The 16,802-nt window shown below is 37.0% G+C and carries 21 protein-coding genes and 2 pseudogenes; 15 read left to right on the top strand and 8 right to left on the bottom strand.

Translation table 11 applies throughout. From position 1 onward, the window contains the following. Positions 1 to 32 precede the first annotated feature (32 nt). From MHH40_RS18825 to MHH40_RS04535, 7 genes and pseudogenes are all read left to right on the top strand, one after another. Positions 33 to 150 (top strand): annotated as a pseudogene (locus MHH40_RS18825) (CatA-like O-acetyltransferase); the annotation flags it as partial. 19 nt (positions 151 to 169) lie between these two features. Further along, positions 170 to 304: pseudogene (locus tag MHH40_RS18820) on the top strand (UV damage repair protein UvrX); the annotation flags it as partial. A 162-nt stretch (positions 305 to 466) separates the two neighbouring features. After that, positions 467 to 790 (top strand): SunI/YnzG family protein, encoded by a 324-nt coding sequence (locus MHH40_RS04555; protein WP_050945245.1) that lies wholly within the window; start codon positions 467 to 469, stop codon positions 788 to 790. A gap of 188 nt (positions 791 to 978) precedes the next feature. Then, complete coding sequence (locus MHH40_RS04550; RefSeq protein ID WP_050945244.1) at positions 979 to 1,641, top strand: type A-6 chloramphenicol O-acetyltransferase Cat86; 663 nt, start codon at positions 979 to 981, stop codon at positions 1,639 to 1,641. 200 nt (positions 1,642 to 1,841) lie between these two features. Next, complete coding sequence (locus tag MHH40_RS04545) at positions 1,842 to 2,969, top strand: response regulator aspartate phosphatase (protein WP_050945243.1); 1,128 nt, start codon at positions 1,842 to 1,844, stop codon at positions 2,967 to 2,969. Next, on the top strand, positions 2,959 to 3,084 hold the full coding sequence (locus MHH40_RS04540) for a hypothetical protein (protein ID WP_262982764.1): 126 nt from the start codon (positions 2,959 to 2,961) through the stop codon (positions 3,082 to 3,084). The genes MHH40_RS04545 and MHH40_RS04540 overlap by 11 nt, the downstream gene beginning before the upstream one ends. A gap of 183 nt (positions 3,085 to 3,267) precedes the next feature. After that, positions 3,268 to 4,098, top strand: a complete 831-nt coding sequence (locus tag MHH40_RS04535) for an SMI1/KNR4 family protein (RefSeq protein ID WP_050945242.1) — start codon at positions 3,268 to 3,270, stop codon at positions 4,096 to 4,098. 41 nt (positions 4,099 to 4,139) lie between these two features. Here the strand turns inward: MHH40_RS04535 and MHH40_RS04530 are convergent, their stop codons facing one another. The 7 genes from MHH40_RS04530 to MHH40_RS04505 form a co-directional block, all read right to left on the bottom strand. Further along, positions 4,140 to 4,295, bottom strand: coding sequence for a DUF2651 family protein (locus MHH40_RS04530; protein WP_233421735.1), 156 nt, complete (start codon positions 4,293 to 4,295; stop codon positions 4,140 to 4,142). A gap of 111 nt (positions 4,296 to 4,406) precedes the next feature. Beyond that, entirely contained in the window at positions 4,407 to 5,597 is a 1,191-nt protein-coding gene (locus MHH40_RS04525; protein WP_080984801.1) for a hypothetical protein, read from the bottom strand. Positions 5,598 to 5,768: 171 nt separating this feature from the next. Then, complete coding sequence (locus MHH40_RS04520) at positions 5,769 to 6,644, bottom strand: LysR family transcriptional regulator (protein WP_003211978.1); 876 nt, start codon at positions 6,642 to 6,644, stop codon at positions 5,769 to 5,771. Positions 6,645 to 6,667: 23 nt separating this feature from the next. After that, entirely contained in the window at positions 6,668 to 7,366 is a 699-nt protein-coding gene (locus tag MHH40_RS04515; RefSeq protein WP_050945240.1) for an aspartate/glutamate racemase family protein, read from the bottom strand. A gap of 103 nt (positions 7,367 to 7,469) precedes the next feature. Next, positions 7,470 to 7,676, bottom strand: a complete 207-nt coding sequence (locus tag MHH40_RS18815) for a GNAT family N-acetyltransferase (RefSeq protein ID WP_233421734.1) — start codon at positions 7,674 to 7,676, stop codon at positions 7,470 to 7,472. A 5-nt stretch (positions 7,677 to 7,681) separates the two neighbouring features. Further along, positions 7,682 to 7,831 carry a hypothetical protein gene (locus MHH40_RS18810; RefSeq protein WP_233421733.1) on the bottom strand — a complete coding sequence of 50 codons (150 nt, stop codon included), beginning with the start codon at positions 7,829 to 7,831 and terminating at the stop codon, positions 7,682 to 7,684. A gap of 15 nt (positions 7,832 to 7,846) precedes the next feature. After that, positions 7,847 to 8,737, bottom strand: a complete 891-nt coding sequence (locus MHH40_RS04505) for a LysR family transcriptional regulator (RefSeq protein ID WP_050945239.1) — start codon at positions 8,735 to 8,737, stop codon at positions 7,847 to 7,849. Between the two features lie 125 nt (positions 8,738 to 8,862). On the opposite strand from MHH40_RS04505, the gene MHH40_RS04500 reads away from it, so the two are divergent. Then, positions 8,863 to 10,017 (top strand): MFS transporter, encoded by a 1,155-nt coding sequence (locus MHH40_RS04500; protein WP_050945238.1) that lies wholly within the window; start codon positions 8,863 to 8,865, stop codon positions 10,015 to 10,017. A 121-nt stretch (positions 10,018 to 10,138) separates the two neighbouring features. Here MHH40_RS04500 and lpdA read toward each other — a convergent pair whose 3' ends face one another. Beyond that, positions 10,139 to 11,533: a dihydrolipoyl dehydrogenase gene (lpdA, locus tag MHH40_RS04495; RefSeq protein WP_050945237.1), complete on the bottom strand. Its 1,395-nt coding sequence runs from the start codon at positions 11,531 to 11,533 to the stop codon at positions 10,139 to 10,141. Positions 11,534 to 11,717: 184 nt separating this feature from the next. On the opposite strand from lpdA, the gene MHH40_RS04490 reads away from it, so the two are divergent. The 7 genes from MHH40_RS04490 (at position 11,718) to MHH40_RS04460 (ending at position 16,772) form a co-directional block, all read left to right on the top strand. Next, positions 11,718 to 12,287, top strand: coding sequence for a TetR/AcrR family transcriptional regulator (locus MHH40_RS04490; protein ID WP_050945236.1), 570 nt, complete (start codon positions 11,718 to 11,720; stop codon positions 12,285 to 12,287). 30 nt (positions 12,288 to 12,317) lie between these two features. After that, positions 12,318 to 12,743 carry a GNAT family N-acetyltransferase gene (locus MHH40_RS04485; RefSeq protein WP_050945235.1) on the top strand — a complete coding sequence of 142 codons (426 nt, stop codon included), beginning with the start codon at positions 12,318 to 12,320 and terminating at the stop codon, positions 12,741 to 12,743. Positions 12,744 to 12,982: 239 nt separating this feature from the next. Further along, positions 12,983 to 13,504: a ClbS/DfsB family four-helix bundle protein gene (locus tag MHH40_RS04480; protein WP_050945234.1), complete on the top strand. Its 522-nt coding sequence runs from the start codon at positions 12,983 to 12,985 to the stop codon at positions 13,502 to 13,504. A 232-nt stretch (positions 13,505 to 13,736) separates the two neighbouring features. Continuing rightward, positions 13,737 to 14,870 carry a Rap family tetratricopeptide repeat protein gene (locus MHH40_RS04475; protein WP_050945233.1) on the top strand — a complete coding sequence of 378 codons (1,134 nt, stop codon included), beginning with the start codon at positions 13,737 to 13,739 and terminating at the stop codon, positions 14,868 to 14,870. Beyond that, positions 14,860 to 14,997: a hypothetical protein gene (locus MHH40_RS04470; RefSeq protein WP_012009633.1), complete on the top strand. Its 138-nt coding sequence runs from the start codon at positions 14,860 to 14,862 to the stop codon at positions 14,995 to 14,997. The genes MHH40_RS04475 and MHH40_RS04470 overlap by 11 nt, the downstream gene beginning before the upstream one ends. 558 nt (positions 14,998 to 15,555) lie before the next feature. Beyond that, positions 15,556 to 16,005 (top strand): GyrI-like domain-containing protein, encoded by a 450-nt coding sequence (locus tag MHH40_RS04465; RefSeq protein WP_340900680.1) that lies wholly within the window; start codon positions 15,556 to 15,558, stop codon positions 16,003 to 16,005. A 137-nt stretch (positions 16,006 to 16,142) separates the two neighbouring features. Next, on the top strand, positions 16,143 to 16,772 hold the full coding sequence (locus MHH40_RS04460) for a hypothetical protein (RefSeq protein WP_050945230.1): 630 nt from the start codon (positions 16,143 to 16,145) through the stop codon (positions 16,770 to 16,772). Positions 16,773 to 16,802 lie beyond the last annotated feature (30 nt).

The raw sequence follows: 16,802 nt of genomic DNA, 5'->3' as shown, positions 1-16,802 counted from the left end.
AATATCCGCGAAAAGAGCACTTTCATCATTATATGACGATAATCCGATGCTCATATAGCCTGGTGGTCAATCTAGACATCACGAAATTGCATGCAATATTAAAAGAAAAAGGCTAAAAGTATATCCTGGCAAATTTATATGTTAGCAAGAGAGGAATTACACGAACAAAGGTCATTCGCAACGAACTAAAACAATTGATTTCTTCACTAAAAGTACGCTGGACATATATAGATGCTCTTTAATAAGTTTTACTTTGGTAAAACAGTTGAGAAGTATCTCAGTCATTCTTTCTAATATAGAGGAGGGGGGAATCGCAGCTAACTTATACAAATGTATGAACAGCACTTCATAGAACTTGCCTTACTAGGATGAATTTAAACTTATATAACACTTCTCTTAAAGTTGTTGGTTTTAAAAAGTAAAAAACATGGTAAAATTAGATAAAAGCATAAGAAAGAGTGATTCTATGGAATATGTAATTATGTTAATCTTTTTATTAGCACTTTTCTTTATTTTTACTGTTTTCCTAAAAACTCGTTATAGTTTTGATGAAAAATGTTTAGTCTTAAAATTTGGTTTATCTAAAACAGAAATACCAATTGATCAAATCGTTAGTATTAAAGAGTCGGACAAGTATGGAGTTGCAGATGATATTGATTATAGAATTGGTGCTCCATATGGTCAACCAGATAGAATCGTTATTGAAACTATAAATAAGCGTTTTCTAGTTTTTTTAAATGAAGGTCATCAATTTCTTCAAAAATATAAAAAAGCTAGTGCTAGAATATAAGATAAGTACCTTCTACAATAGAAGGTGCTTTTTTATTCGAGTTGCTGAAGGCTTTAACGTAGGCAAAGCTCATGGTAGACTTTGAATGGACAGAAACATGACATATCTCTTGAAAGGATGATTGTGGTGGTGAAAACAGATAAAATCTCCTCCTGAATACAGTAAATCACATTCAGGAGGAGATAAAAATGTTTAAACAAATAGACGAAAATTATCTGCGAAAAGAGCACTTTCACCATTATATGACGTTAACCCGATGCTCATATAGCTTGGTGATCAATCTAGACATCACGAAATTGCATGCAATATTAAAAGAAAAAAAGCTAAAAGTATATCCTGTGCAAATTTATTTGTTAGCAAGAGCTGTGCAAAAAATTCCTGAGTTTCGGATGGATCAAGTGAACGATGAACTGGGTTACTGGGAGATTCTCCATCCTAGTTATACGATTCTAAATAAAGAAACAAAGACGTTTTCAAGTATTTGGACGCCTTTTGATGAAAACTTTGCTCAGTTTTATAAAAGCTGTGTAGCCGATATTGAAACATTTAGCAAAAGCAGCAACCTATTTCCGAAACCTCATATGCCAGAAAACATGTTCAATATTTCAAGTCTACCGTGGATTGATTTTACTTCTTTTAACCTTAATGTATCTACAGATGAAGCTTATTTACTGCCAATATTTACGATAGGCAAATTTAAGGTGGAAGAAGGAAAAATCATTTTGCCCGTTGCCATACAAGTACATCATGCTGTTTGTGATGGCTATCATGCCGGTCAATATGTTGAATATTTGAGGTGGCTTATTGAACATTGTGACGAGTGGTTAAATGATTCATTGCATATTACCTGAAGACAAAAGGTGCTCCCATGAAAATCTAGAAGATGAAGGTAGACTGAAATGAGTCTGCCTTTTTGTTTTGTGATGATAATGTGCCAAAGGTTTATTGATGTAACAATTGTTCTTTTTGCGGTTTCTTTTCGGTGCTTTGTAAATTCCTATATGTGATAATAAATGTAATATAAGGGAAATTAGTGGAAGGGGAATAAGGGATGGAGAAAGTTCTTTCTTCACATGTAGGTGTGAAAATAAATGAATGGTATAAAATGATTCGGCAATTCAGTGTACCCGACGCAGAGATTTTGAAAGCTGAGGTAGAACAAGAAATTGAACGAATGGAAGAGGATCAAGATTTACTCATTTATTATCAATTGATGTGCTTTCGACATCAAATCATGTTAGATTACATTAAACCTGTAGACTTTAATAAAAACAGACCAACCATTTCATCCCTCTTAGATCTAATAGAAACCTCTCAAGAAACGCTCACCGGCATGTTAGAGTATTACAATTTATTTTTCAGAGGCATGTATGAATTCAGTAATAAAGAATATGTAGAAGCGATAAAATATTATAGAAAAGCAGAAATAAAGCTGGAGATTGTTTCTGACGAAATTGAAAGAGCTGAATTCCATTTTAAAGTTGCAGAAGCTTATTACATGATGAAACAGACACATGTATCTATGCACCATATTCTGAAAGCAATGGAGATTTACGATCAATATGACCTGTATAAAGTAAGAAAGATTCAATGCTCATTTGTAATTGCAGGAAACTACGATGATATGAAACGCAGCGATAAAGCTCTTCCTCATTTAGAAAAATCTTTAAGGATGGCTGAAGAAATTCAAAACAATAGATTGATCTCATCAGCATATTATAATCTGGCTGATTGCTATGAATGTTTAGGTGATACAGATCAAGCTATTGCTTATTGTGAAAAGGCTGTTCGTATCAACAAAAATGAACGATATGACAACTTACCACATTCGCTTTATTTTCTGTCATCGTTATTGATGAAAAAAGGCGATTATAAAAAGGGAAAAGATGTCCTTGATTATGGCTTTTCGATCTCTGTTCAATATGATGACGATTTATACAAACGACTGTTCCACTTTATCAAAGCCCTATATGTTGATAAAGTAAATATTGACCAAATTAAACAGGTCTTTCATTTTTTAGATGAGAACAAAATTTATGCTTATTTAGAAGAGCTGTCTTATGATGTGGCAGGTGTGTTCAAATCTAAAAATGATCACGAAACAGCAAATGAATTTTTAATGAAAATGTTGGACGCGCAAACAAAAATTTTGAAAGGGGACTGTCTTTATGAGTATTAAAAAAGTTGTTTTTTGTGCATTGGCAGTCATTGTACTCGCATCTACTGCTGGTATTCCATCACTTTCTAAAAGTGATAACAGCAACATCGAGGTTGCTTCAAGAAAACAAACGTAAAAAAGCCTCCTCCAAGGGGCTTTTTTATTTTGTCGTAAAGCTTACAGCCTTTAAGGTATCAGAGAGGATGAAAGGTTTATGATCTTCTCCTCATCACCAGTTTATTAATAGATAAGTTTGAGTAGAGAATTCATAATGAACCAATGTTATACTGACCTTAATACAGATTGGGAGGCACCCACTTTGAAATCATTCTGGGAGAAAGAAGAAGAGAGTCCTTTTACGTTAAAAAAGATAGATGAGGAACAAATTCATGAAGCAGAGGGCATACTTGGAGTCATTTTACCTGATACATACAAAAAGCTCCTTTTAGAATGGAATGGCGGGTTTACAGTTCGTAATGCTTTTCCAACCGAACAGCCGAATTCATGGGCTGAGGATCATGTTCAATTTGACCATCTAAGAGGAATCGCCAAAGGTGATGGCATCATGAATAGTCCCGAGTTATGTAATGAATTGAATCTGCCTGAGGGACTTGTGATCATCAGCGGAGAAGAAGATACATGGATCGCCATGGATTATCGAGAAACGGAGGAACATCCTTCTATTCACTATTTTGATTTAGAGCTGGAAGTAGATTTTAAGCTGGCAGAAACTTTCGATGACTTTATTGAGAAGTTATATACAGCTGAAGATGCGATGGTCGAAGTAGTAGAGATTAAGGAGGAAGATTCTGATTTATATGTCAGTAAAGAAGAGCTTGAACACATATTTGAGAGGCAGGACCTTCGTCAGCAGAATCTCTTCAAAATGGCACATTATCCGATGGAAGAAACGGAAGAGATCGAATGGTTTTTCGATCGTATGAAACAATGCATCCAACAGATAAAAGATCAACATGTCTTGTATGAAACAGCGACAACGATTCACTCCATCCTTCTGTTAAACCCGGATATGCCAAGGAATGACCGTATCGATCAAGAGCTGCAAGAAATTGCTGAATTTCTAGAAAAGAGTGGAGAGCCTAATATCGCCTTTTTGGGAGAAGACATTCATCCAGTGGAAAAACGATAGTGAAAGAAGAAAAGCCCCTGTAAAGGGCTTTTTAAATGTATTTAAGACCTCTTTTTATTTAAAATTTTCATGATGAATAATGCTATATATGAAGCAATGAATGAGCCAAAAGTGTAAACAACTGCCCAGCCTAAGAAGGAGACATTAAAAAGTGTAAATGTCAGGATGAGTAAAATGATAAAGCTCACAACTGGCATGAAATAAACTTTTTGTACATCAATGTGACGATAAAAGAAGCGATGATCATACTGACTGGAAGCAAGCCGAATGCGAATTCTAAATGAGTCATATCAATTCTCCTTTTAGAATCACTTATTAAATATTTTGAGAATATCATTTCTATTTTGTTCTAACATCAAAAAATCATATTCAGATACATGATTCTTATCCAGAATTTTGTCGAGACCTTTTATCTTTAAAGAATTCAATCTTTTTCCCTTTTGGTATGAATAAGAAGAAATTTCATATTCTCCAGTCTTTTTTTGGTTTAATAAGTAGATATGATCAGAATTTAAATAGACGAACTTAACATTGAGTCCTTCCTCATGCTCTAAGGAATAGGATTCTTCTGATTTCATCGTTTTTGTGTTAAATGTATAAATCTTAGAATTTGCAGTTAAGTGATATAAAATATCGTCTTTTATATAGAAGTGCTTTTCATTTGGTGGAATTAGTTGATCTTCACTTTTATAGCTGCCAAGTAAATATGCTCCTCTTAATTTTTTCTTTTCTATATCAAATACTGCTACTTTAAAAGACACATCCTTAGAATCTTCAGGAGTGTGATAGAGGATAAAATAAGCTAATTTGTCCTTAATGATAATATTTGAATAAACTTCCCAGTCTTCATTAATGAGTTTAATATGACCACCATTTTGAAGAGTCGGTTTGTCCTCTAAATTCAATTCTTGAAAAGTAGATCGATCAGTATCCATATCTTGATTGATCACGTAAATTTTATCTTCGTCGTTTCCTGTACTAACAAAGTATCCATTTAAAATCTGCTCGTGAAAGTTTTGACTGTTGCCCCATCTAATTAAACTTTTATAGTCCTTCTCTCCAAAACCTTGGTTGTTTAATGTATAAAATATTTCTTTGTTCTTTAAATATCCATTAGCTTGTCCATAACCAGTATGTACTTTATTTTTGAACTTAAAATGAGCAGTTTTTTTTCCAAGAATATTTATTTCTGAAGGGTTTTCTTTCAGTAACATCTGTTCACCTTGAGCAATAGAACCTAATTCAATTGCATCACCTTCTGAAGTAGTTAATTCACCTTTTTTATTCATATATATTGTGTAGCTCCCTTCACGCTGATAATCAATTGATGCTGAAAGGTAGATGGTAGCTAATTTGTCATTTAGAAATGAAGGTTTGAACTCATTTTCTGAAACGTGTGTAGCATGTTCTTTTAAGAATAAATTTTTTAGTAGATAATAGGAAGAAAACAAAACAAAACCAATGATGATGCTAATAACTAATTTTTTCTTGGGTCTCATTTTCAAAACAACCTTCCTCATTAGGGCTTGTATAATAAAAAGAACATTCTTAGAAAAATTCACTTCACTTAGAGAGTATTAAACCTCTCTAAAGGGAGCTTACTTTATTTAACTTTGGAAAGCTAATCAGAACGTATCCAAAAAAGCCCTAAAAAGGGCTTTTTAAGCTGCTTAATCTAATTCATGAAAAAACTGTTTGAGTTGATCAATGAAAACTGATTTGGATTTTCCTTTTTTATAAATGAACTCGATATTGATGTTGAAATTGATGGATGGATCGATTGAAATTTGTTTTAATGTTCCTTGTTCTACCTCATTTCTCACGCAATGATGAGGTAGAAACGATAGTCCCATTCCTTGAAGCACTAAATTTTTTGCGGTTTCCATATGATCAACCTCAATGGAAATGTTCGGTGTGATGCTGTTTTTTTGAAATAATCGGTGGAGCATCAACCAATCAAATGACCCATAGTCAAAGAAAATAAAAGGCTGTTCTTCTAGTTCTTTCATATTAATGTTGTCAAGGCTAGCGAGCGGGTGATGAGTTGGGACGAACAGCCCGATTGGATCACTGAAAATCGGGATTGATTCAATTTGAGGATGTGTTTCAGTCCTGACAATGCCAAAGTCTACTTGGTTGTTAATCACTTTTTGGACAACATCCTTTGAGTGTCCTGTTACGATTTTCACTTTCAGGTTTTCGTATTTTTCTTTTAGGGCGGGCAATATGTTAGGCAATAGATTATTGGAAATAGAGGATGCGCATCCAATCGTCAATTCATAAGGAATCATCGTTTGTTTGAGACTATGCTTTGCTTCTTGATAAGAATGGAGGATCTTTTTGGCATGCGGGTAAAACTGTTCACCTTTTTCCGTCAGAGATAGTTTATTTCTCTGTCTATCAAATAATTTCAGGTCTAATTCTTTTTCTAACGATTGAATACGTGCCGAAACAGAAGGCTGGGTTAAATACAGTGCTTCCGCAGCTTTATTGATACTGCCTAGCTGGCATACGTAAATAAACGCTTCTATATTCTCAATATTCATTTTATCCCCTTATACTACGTTCTTTAAATGTTTAGCTTTTCAAGCTCATACACTAATTTTACAGCTTCTTTCGCCAAAATGACAGTAGGGTCAATCACTTTCACATCTTTAGTTGACCTTAAGACTAAGGGGATTTCTGTACAGCCGGCAATGATGGCTTCTGCCCCTTGATTGATTAAAATCTCTGCAGCTACCGCTAATTCACTTTCGCCTTTACTTAATTTTCCTGCTTTCACCGCATATATCCCATTCATAACGCTCTTCTGAAGATTTTCACTAGGAGTCATGACGTCAATCTTGTGATGAGCACAAGCCCTTTGATAGAGCTGGGTTTTTAATGTGCCATCAGTACATAGTAAGCCCACAGATGTATAGTGATGTTTGTTTAGGTAATTTGCGGTTTCTAATGGCATATTCATGATAGGGATATGAGTGGAATGTCGTATGTTTTCTAAAAAGAAGTGAGCGGTATTGCATGCAATGAGAATAAAGTCCGCTCCTGCACGTTCTAATCTCTTAGCTGATGCAATCATATCATCTGTAGGATCTTTGCCTTTCCCAAATATGGCATTGGTTCTGTCAGGGATTTGCGGATAATTATCAGCAATCACATGGAGATGATCCTGATCTTTTATCGCTGGAGTATGAGAAATGATTTTTTTCATCAGATCAATCGTTGCTAAAGGACCCATCCCGCCCATAATTCCGATCGTTGTAGACATATACGCCACCACATTTCTTTTTTTTCTATTATAAAAAAAGAAAGCATGGTGAGCGTTATAGAAAAGTTCTATATGTATATAGAAGGTTTATCAAAAGCGTCTTTTACTGGCGCTTAGCGGTCCACTCCGATTGAAGAATCGCATATTGATATTCTTCAACCCAATGTCCTTTCGACATATCATTTTGAAGCAAATGTCCTTCGCGTCTCATTTCTAAACGTTCCAGCACGCGAATAGATTTTTCATTGCGCATATCAGTAAAGGCAATGATTTTATGCTTGTTCAGTGTAGTGAAAATATATTCGATCATTGAACTCAAGGCTTCGTGAATATAGCCCTTTCCTTTAAATAGATTGCAATAGAGGGGTTTGCTCGATACTGATAAAATGCTTCAATATCTTGCAGATCAAATTGACGAATCGCTACCCGGTTTGTCCTTGTAAATATGCTGTTTGCATTCTTCATGTTTTACCCTCATTTTTAGTTTGTTTTTGATTTGAAAAAGTCTATCAGCCATTCAGATAGCTGCTGCTGTGCTTTGCTAACAAATCGATCTGCATAATAAGTTAATTCTAAGTGACGAACAGGTGCCGGATCAGCAATAGGAATCGAAACAATATTTGGCCATGTCGCATGTTGTTGCAGCAATCCTCGCGGCTGAATGGTTGCACCGATGCCGGCTTCAACCAGCTGCAATAATGAAGATGCGGACCCAACCTCCATGACAGTGTCTAGTTCCACACCCTGTTCTTTACATACGTCTTCTACTAAATCTCTTCCTAGATATCCCTTCGGATACATAACCAAAGCATGCTGCGTCAGCTCTTCCAATGTCACTTCACTCTGTTGGGCTAGTTCACTTTCTGAATGAGCAAATAATTCGTAGGGCTCACTTCCAAGTGGAATTTGAATGAGACGCTTATCCGCAGGCCCTCTCAGCCCGATGCCGAGATCCACCTTATGCGACAGAACCTCTTCACGAACGAAGATCGTTGAATATGCTTTCAGATTGGTTTCAGGATAAAGTGTTTTAAATTCTACAAATAGCGGAACAAGCTGAAAGTCAAGATCGGAAGGGAGAACGGCAAGTCGAACGTTTCCCCGTTTTTCAGATAGTAGTTCTTTCATCGCATTTTTTGCATCTCTTTCAGCTTGAAGCATTTTCATCCCATATTGATATAGCAGAGAACCCGCTTCGGTAGCGACGACTTTTTTGCCGATTCGATCAAAGAGCGGCATCCCAACTTCTGCTTCAAGCAGCCGGATCTGCTGGCTTAATGTAGGCTGTGATATCCCTAATTGCTCAGCAGCTTTTGTGAAATGTAAATGATCGAATACAGCCATGAAATATGTAATATGCCGAGTATCCATTTGTCATCCTTTCATTAATAATAGTTTTTTACTATCATCATAATACGAATTATTGTATTGATCAATGAATGCGGCGGATTTATACTCAAAGTAACTTCAACAAGTAGAGAGGAAGAAGTGCATTGATGAAAAAAATATTTTATTTAGCCGCTTTATTTTTAGCTGCATTAAACTTGCGCCCAATCATTACGTCCGTGGCTTCTATGATGAGTATGATCCAATCAGAGCTTGGTGTGAACGCACTGACAGCCAGTCTTTTGACCACTTTGCCTGTCCTTTGTATGGGGGTGTTTGCTCCCGTTGCGACGACACTCAGCCGGCGTTTTGGTTTAGAGAGAACGCTTTTTTTCTCGATTCTTCTCATCACGATCGCCACAGCGCTGCGGGGTACAAGCCAATCGGTCGCTATTCTGCTCATGACTGCATTTGCAGGAGGGGTAGGGATTAGCTTCGCGGGTCCTTTATTGTCTAGTTTTATTAAAAAGTATTTCCCGAGAAATCCTGGTATTGTCAGTGTTTATTCCATTTCGATGACAATAGGTGCAGCACTTGCTTCCGGCTTCACCATTCCGATTTACCTACGCAGTCACCATCTTCCGTTTGCATTGTCTTGCTGGGCTATTCTAGGGGTAATCGCGCTTATTCTCTGGGTAGGTATAGCTCGCAAAAATGAGCAGAGTGATCATGTAACCTTGCCGTTAAAATTGCCGCTGCGAAACAAAAAGGCGATTCAATTTACCTTGTTTTTTGGCTTTATGTCCAGCATGTTTTATTCTTTGACGGCATGGATTTCACCGATTGCTCTTAGTTTCGGAAACAGTCCGCAATATGCTGCCATGCTGCTGACCATATTTACACTCATTCAGATTCCGGTGGCACTACTCGTTCCAGCGGTCGTTACTCGATTAGGAAAACCGAAATTATTTCTCATCTTATGCAGTCTGTCTGAGCTGATTGGCCTCATCTTTCTTCTTCTGCCAATGCCGATCTTGCCAGCTGTCATTTTCCTAGGTATGGGTGCAGGTGGATTATTTCCTTTAGCGCTCATGCTACCGATTATAGAGACGCGTACTCCAGAGGAAGCCGGAACTTGGTCCGCCATGTCGCAGATGGGCGGGTATATCATGGGAGGATTCGGTCCATTTTTCATTGGCTTGGTTTTCGATCTAAGCGGACATTTTTATGCTTCTATTGTGGCAATGCTTGTCATCGTCATGCTGATGATTGGCGTTCAGTTATCCATGAATCTCGGTAAAAAGCGTGAAGTAGGATCCAATTAACGATAAATTGACCGACGTTTTAATATGAGTGCTCAATTGAAATCGCCATAGCCTATTATTCTTAAATAAATAAGCTATGGCGATTATTTTTGCTCAATTTTAGAAGCTACACCTGAACCAATTATCGTGCAAGATATTTTTCAACTTTACGGGTGGCCATTTCTGCAGCTTCCATGATCATTTCACCTAATGTTGGGTGAGGATGAATCGTCATTGCTAAATCTTCTACTGTAGCACCAATTTCAATAGAGAGAGAAAGTTCTGATATAAGAGTAGATGCTTCTGCACCTACGATTTGTGCTCCTAAAATAAGGCCAGATTCGGCATGAGCTACAATCTTCACAAATCCTTCTGGTTCTTTTAATGCCAGCGCTCGACCATTAATGGAGAACATTGTTTTTCCAATGACAGTCGGAATGGATTGTTGCTTGCAATCTGTTTCGCTCAGTCCAACACTCGTCAATTCTGGGCTGGAAAACACAACAAGTGGGATCGCTTTATAATCTATAATAGAAGGTTTACCAGCGATTGCCTCTGCTGCAACCTTCGCTTCATAGGAAGCTTTATGAGCCAGAGCAGGACCCTCGGTGATATCACCAATGGCATATATGTGCGGAATGGATGTTCTGCATTGTTCATCAACTTCAATCAGTCCGTGAGGGGTAATGGACAACCCGATAGAATCAAGGCCTAATGAACCATCTGTATTCGGTTTTCTTCCGACAGTAATCAGTGCATATTCCGCTTTCACCGTGTAGCTTTCTTTCTGTTTCTCATAATGAAGATCAATTCCGTTTATATGCTGCTTGGCATCTGTGACGTTTGCTCCTGTAATCAGGGTGATGTTATCTTCTTTCAATTGTCGAACGACAGGCGAGACAAGTTCACTTTCAAAGCCAGGCAATACTTGATTGCCACCTTCCAAAATGGTGACGTTTGCTCCAAACCTTGCAAACATCTGTCCTAGTTCAACCCCAATATAACCACCTCCAACTACGACAAGGCTTTTCGGAATTTTAGGAAGGGATAGTGCTTCAGTTGAAGACAATATACGACCTCCGAAAGGGAGTGTTCTAATTTCGATTGGACGGGAACCAGTTGCTAGTATTAGGTGTTTGAAATTGATTCGCTTTTCACCTTTTTCGGCATGTTGAATCACCGCTGTATGATGATCGATCAAGCTTGCCTCACCTTCCAGAATGGTAACTCCTGCTGACTTTAGCAAAAATTGGACGCCTCCAGCTTGTTTTTTCACAACAGCTTTTTTGAACGCTTGAGCATCCTTGAAAGAGCCGCTTTCTTGAAAAACCCCCAACTGTGTGCGGAGTTTGAACCGCTCTGCTTCTGCTATTAGCGCTTTAGAAGGGATACAGCCTACATGGGTACATACTCCACCTAATTGATCACGCTCTACAATCGCTGTTTTCATGCCGAGATGAGCTGAACGTAATGCCGCCACGTAGCCTCCCGGACCTGATCCGATCACTAAAGTATCTACTGTTTCTAAATGAATCATTTCTTGCACCTCCGTCTTAAATATGATGATCATAATATATTATAGTCATCATATTTTGATGAAGTCAATCCCATCTAAGTGAGGAAAGATGGATTTCAGTCAATTGACACAAGAAAATATGATGATTATAATATTTTGATAAAGACACTTAAAAAGAGTTAAAGTGAAGGAGGGGAGTAAAAAGATGCCTTATCCGAAAGGTCATAAGTCAAAAGTGAGAGAGCAAATCATTGCAAGTGCTGCACGAGCATTTCGAACAAATGGCGTTCGTAATATCAGTTTGCCATTCATTATGAAAGGGGCAGGTCTAACTCATGGAGGGTTTTACGCTCATTTTAAGAACAAGGATCAGTTGGTGATAGAGGCTTTTCATTTTGCTATTACTGATACGATAAAGCTGCTGCAAAGTGTTGCAGACAAGAAAGCAGACCAGTCTCGAATTCAGACGATCATTGAATTCTATTTAAGTTCTGTTCACCGTGATCAGACGGAGATCGGCTGTATACTGCCTGCACTTGCAGGGGAGATTTCTCAATTATCGCAAGAGGTACGGAAAGCCTATACGGATGAATTGAAACGGTTTATGGCGTTTATAGCCGATACGGGAAACATCGGTCTCTCTACGAGTTACGCACTAGTAAGCAGCATGGTCGGTACAATCGCTCTTGCACGTGCTGTCAATGATTCGCAGTTCAGCGATCAATTGTTATTGGCAGGTAGAATACAGGCAAAACACATTCTAGAGGTGAATTAACATTCAAATAAAAACAGGGGGGATGTTGTGATGTTGATTAGAGAAGCAAGCATAGAAGATTATCCAAAATTAAGACAAATCTATTTAGAATCCCGCCGTCAGAGCTTTCACTGGCTCAATACAGAAGAAATCAATCTGCAAGATTTTGATCAAGATACGCTGGAAGAGCAAATTTTCTTAGCAGAGGAAAACAATAAAATCCTCGGATTCATTTCTCTATATGTACCAGATCGTTTTATTCACCTCTTGTTTGTACATCCCGAAGCTGCTGGTCAAGGAGCTGGCGACTTGCTTCTCAAACATGCTATAAAAGTGCTCGGAACACCGGTCACCCTCAAATGTGTCTCTGACAATCACAAAGCTTTGGCTTTTTATCAAAAAAGAGGCTGGAAGGCTGTTGTAGAAGAAGGGGAACCTGGGGCGAAATACTGGGTGCTTGTTTATGATAGAACGTAAAGAGTGTCTTTATTTTTCGCAGCCGGTTTTATAGATATTCTTTATTAAACTTACGTAGATGCTTTCATTTAACCAGAAATGCTATTGCTTTTTTGCTCGATTAAGAGTTTGATTATAATAGAGACAATAAAGCAGAAAACATTAGAATAATTCAGTATCATGAGCTCTAGTTATTTTTTTTACTTTTGCAAGATGTGTTCTGAGGAAAATTTTCACGAAAAGAACTAGAGGTGAATATGATGACAACCTATGAGTCGAAAGACATTTTAAAACAAGCAATCATGAAATCGTACAATCAATACGATGAAGAATTCGATATGATTCCAGAAGAAATGAAAGATGATCGAATAGAGGATGTAAGCCGCACTCCTGCAGAAAATTTGGCCTATCAAGTTGGTTGGACAACCCTGCTGCTTCAATGGGAGCAAGACGAAACTGAAGGAAAGGTTGTCCATACGCCAGCAGAAGGATACAAATGGAATCAGCTTGGCGCATTATATTCTCTTTTTAATGAGAAGTATGCCTGTCAATCACTAGTCGCATTAAGAGCTCAGCTCAAACAGAATGTGTTAACTATTTGTGATATGTTGGATCGTATGAGTGAAGAAGAAGTGTTTGAACCTCATCAACGAAAATGGGCGGATGACGCTACAGCAAAGGCGGTTTGGCCAGTTTATAAATTTATTCATGTGAATACCGTCGCCCCTTTTAAAAATTTCCGTACTCAAATTCGTAAATGGAAACGATTAAATCAAGTATGACGTGAAGGGTATACTAGATGTAAATATTTCGTTAGACCTGATTGTATCATCTTATTTCAGAGAGTACAGGGGCGCGAGCTCAGTTATTCCTCCTTATCAAAATGACGATCAATCACTTGGCTTCTTTAGAAGAAGTTTTTTTGTTCTTTTGCGGTTTCTTTTCGGTGCCGGATGGCTCATGAAATGATAATATATGTCATTATAGGGGAAATAGAGGAAGGGGTAAGGGCTGATGGAGAAAGTACTTTCTTCTCACGTCGGTTTGAAAATCAATGAATGGTATTATCATATTCAACGATTTAACGTACCGGACGCCGAAGCATATAAAGAGGAAATCAAATCAATGCTTGATCATATGGAAGAAAATCAAGATTTATTATTGTATTTCTCACTCATGGAGTTCAGACATAAATTAATGCTTGATTACTTAAATCCTTTAGAAAATGGGAAAGAGCGGGCGAACTTTAGGGAACTCGCAATGAAGATCAAAAGGGATCAAGAAAAATTAACAGGATTGCTCGAGTATTACTTTAATTTTTTCTACGGCATGTACGAATTTGAAAACTATGAATACCTAAATGCGATTACCTTCTATAAGCGGGCAGAAAAAAAGCTGTCTCTTGTCAGCGACGATATTGAACGTGCCGAGTTCAATTACAAGATGGCAGAAATCTATTACCACATGAAACAAACCCACATGTCGATGCACCATATCGCACAGGCGATAGAATGTTACCGAGAAAAAGATACATACACCGTCAGAGAAATTCAATGTTCTTTTGTCATTGGATTAAACTATATCGATATGGGCTGCCCCGAAAAAGCGATACCCCATTTTCAGCACGCACTAGAAAAAGCCGCCGACAACTCAACAAAACGATTAAAAGGATCAGCACTTTATAATTTAGGGTTGAGTTATTTTCATAACAAAGAATTAGCACAAGCGATTATTCACTTTAATGATTCAATTCGAGCATTTAAAGAGCAGGGATACGAGCATTTAAATAGAATCTTAGATCCGCTCATTATGTTGTCAAAAGCCTACTTCAAAAAGAAAGAACAGGACTTAGGTACATATGCATTAAATAACGGCATAGAACTATCTGAAAAGCTGAAAGACCATGTTCTATTATTGATATTCAAGTTTTTAAGATCCCTATACATTGACAACAATTTTGAGCAGTTGGAAAAAATAATGGAATTGTTAGAAGTAAAGTCAATGTATCCTGACCTCGAAGATTTAGCAAAAGATGCTGCAAAATATTATAATGAAATGGGAGATAAAGACAATGCGATGCATTTCTATGAAAAGATTCTTTATTTCCAAACTCAAGTAAAGCGGGGGGACTGTCAGTATGAAATTTAAAACGTTATCAGTAGTATTCGTGATGATTAGTGTCATAAGTGTTGTTGGTTATTTTACGTCTGAAGTGACAGCAAGTCATGATGAAGCTAGGAGAGGTCATACTGCAAGTATTGGTTATACTGCTTAAGTAAAAAGCCCTTTATGGGCTTTTTACTATAAAACGGAATATACGCTATGAACAAAGAATATTTTTTTCATAGAAAACATACTGAGGAGGAAGTGAAATGACAATGTTAAAATCAACAGTATTTCGAAAGATTTTCATTATATTTTTTGCTTTAACCTTTATGATTAGTCTGTTCAATATGGCTGTGTTTCCAGGGACGCCAGTGTCTTATTATGTTGGCCTAGTTTGTGAAATATTGTTTATCAGCTTGTTAAGTGGTCTGTTTTTCGGAACAATTATCTATTTGATTGTCACCCTCCTCTTTGCTAAATCTTCAAAGGGAAATCAATAAACAAGTGAGCGGCTAAAGACCGTTCTTTTTTATTTTAAAAAATTGGATATGCTATTTAAAGAGAAAATGAGATGACTTAATTTATGATCTAAATCGCAATTCCTGTGAATGTTTTTCCAACATAATTCAATTATTTTTAATATCCTACTGTATTATATTTTAAAGGATGTTACCGTTGGATGTAAGGAATGATTGGCCAATCTTCCAATAAGAGTTGGAGGGAAATCATGAATTACAAAATTGAAATGTTAACGAATATGAAAATGGTGTTTATGAGAAATATAGGACCATATGGTAGCAAAGAAAATGTAGAGATGATGAAAAGATTTAAAAAATGGATCAATCAACATCAATTAAATGATGAATTAAAGGAATTTGGTATATATGGTGTTCCTCAAGATGATCCTGGAAAAATTTCATCAGAAAAATGCAGATACGACCTCATGTTGATGACAAATAGAGATTTCTCAAAAGATCAAATGGTTCAGACTGGACATTTTGAAGGGGGAAAGTATGCTGTGTTTACAGTGACACATACAACCGAAAAAGTGAATTTGTTTTGGAGCCAATTGCCTCAAATGATCCAAAACAATCAATTGAACATGCGTCAGGCATCTATTATGGAGAGATATAGAGAAGAAGAAGGCATGTGTGAGTTCTTACTGCCTATCTTTTAAACACTTGAATGAAGTTCAATGGGAAAACAGATCTTTATGGTCTGTTTTCTTCATATAAATATTCTTAAATCACCTTACTTCAAATGCTATACTATGGCTAAACCATTCATGAAGGGTCATGATAGGAGGAGCATTGAGTGATATTCATCATAGGCATTATCATTGCTTTTATGATTGCTATTTTAGGTTTTACTGTTTTCGTAGATGTAGGGAATGGATGGGGAACGGCTCTCAGCATCATCGGAGGACTGGTCATTTTAATCATAGCCGGTAGATGTCAAAGACGAAAAGAACAGAATGATCCCAACATATTATTGGACAAAATGATGATGCTTTTTCACGAAGATGGGTTTCAGGCATCTACCTATATCTTTTCGGAGCAAGTTGATAAGGGCTTTGCGATTGATGATGAGTTAAAGAAAATGCGCTTTATTGAATATCAGCCTGGCGGGTCAACTAGAAAAAATAGATTTGCAGTCACTGAGCTATCCATGAAAGATTTGAAACAAGTTGAGATGTTAGAAGATGGGGTGCCGATTGCTTCAGCTGAGAGAGATGATAAAGAAGAGGTCTCAACGCTTGAATTAAGATTAATAATGAATGACCGAGAGTCATCAACGATCACGATCAACTTCTTGCAATTTGATGTGCCTGTTCATAAAAGCAATGCTCAATACTTAGCTGAACGGGAAAATTTACAGGAGATTTATCATGATATTGATGCAATGATGAAATCTGCGGATGACATTGAATATCATCGCACATAGAGAAGAAATCACAGTTGATGTGGTTTCTTT

The sequence above is a fragment of the Bacillus sp. FSL K6-2431 genome, from assembly GCF_038005165.1.
Lineage (GTDB): Bacteria > Bacillota > Bacilli > Bacillales > Bacillaceae > Bacillus > Bacillus pumilus.
Note: the sequence above shows the minus strand (reverse complement) of the source record. Positions and strands in the feature narration are given on the sequence as shown.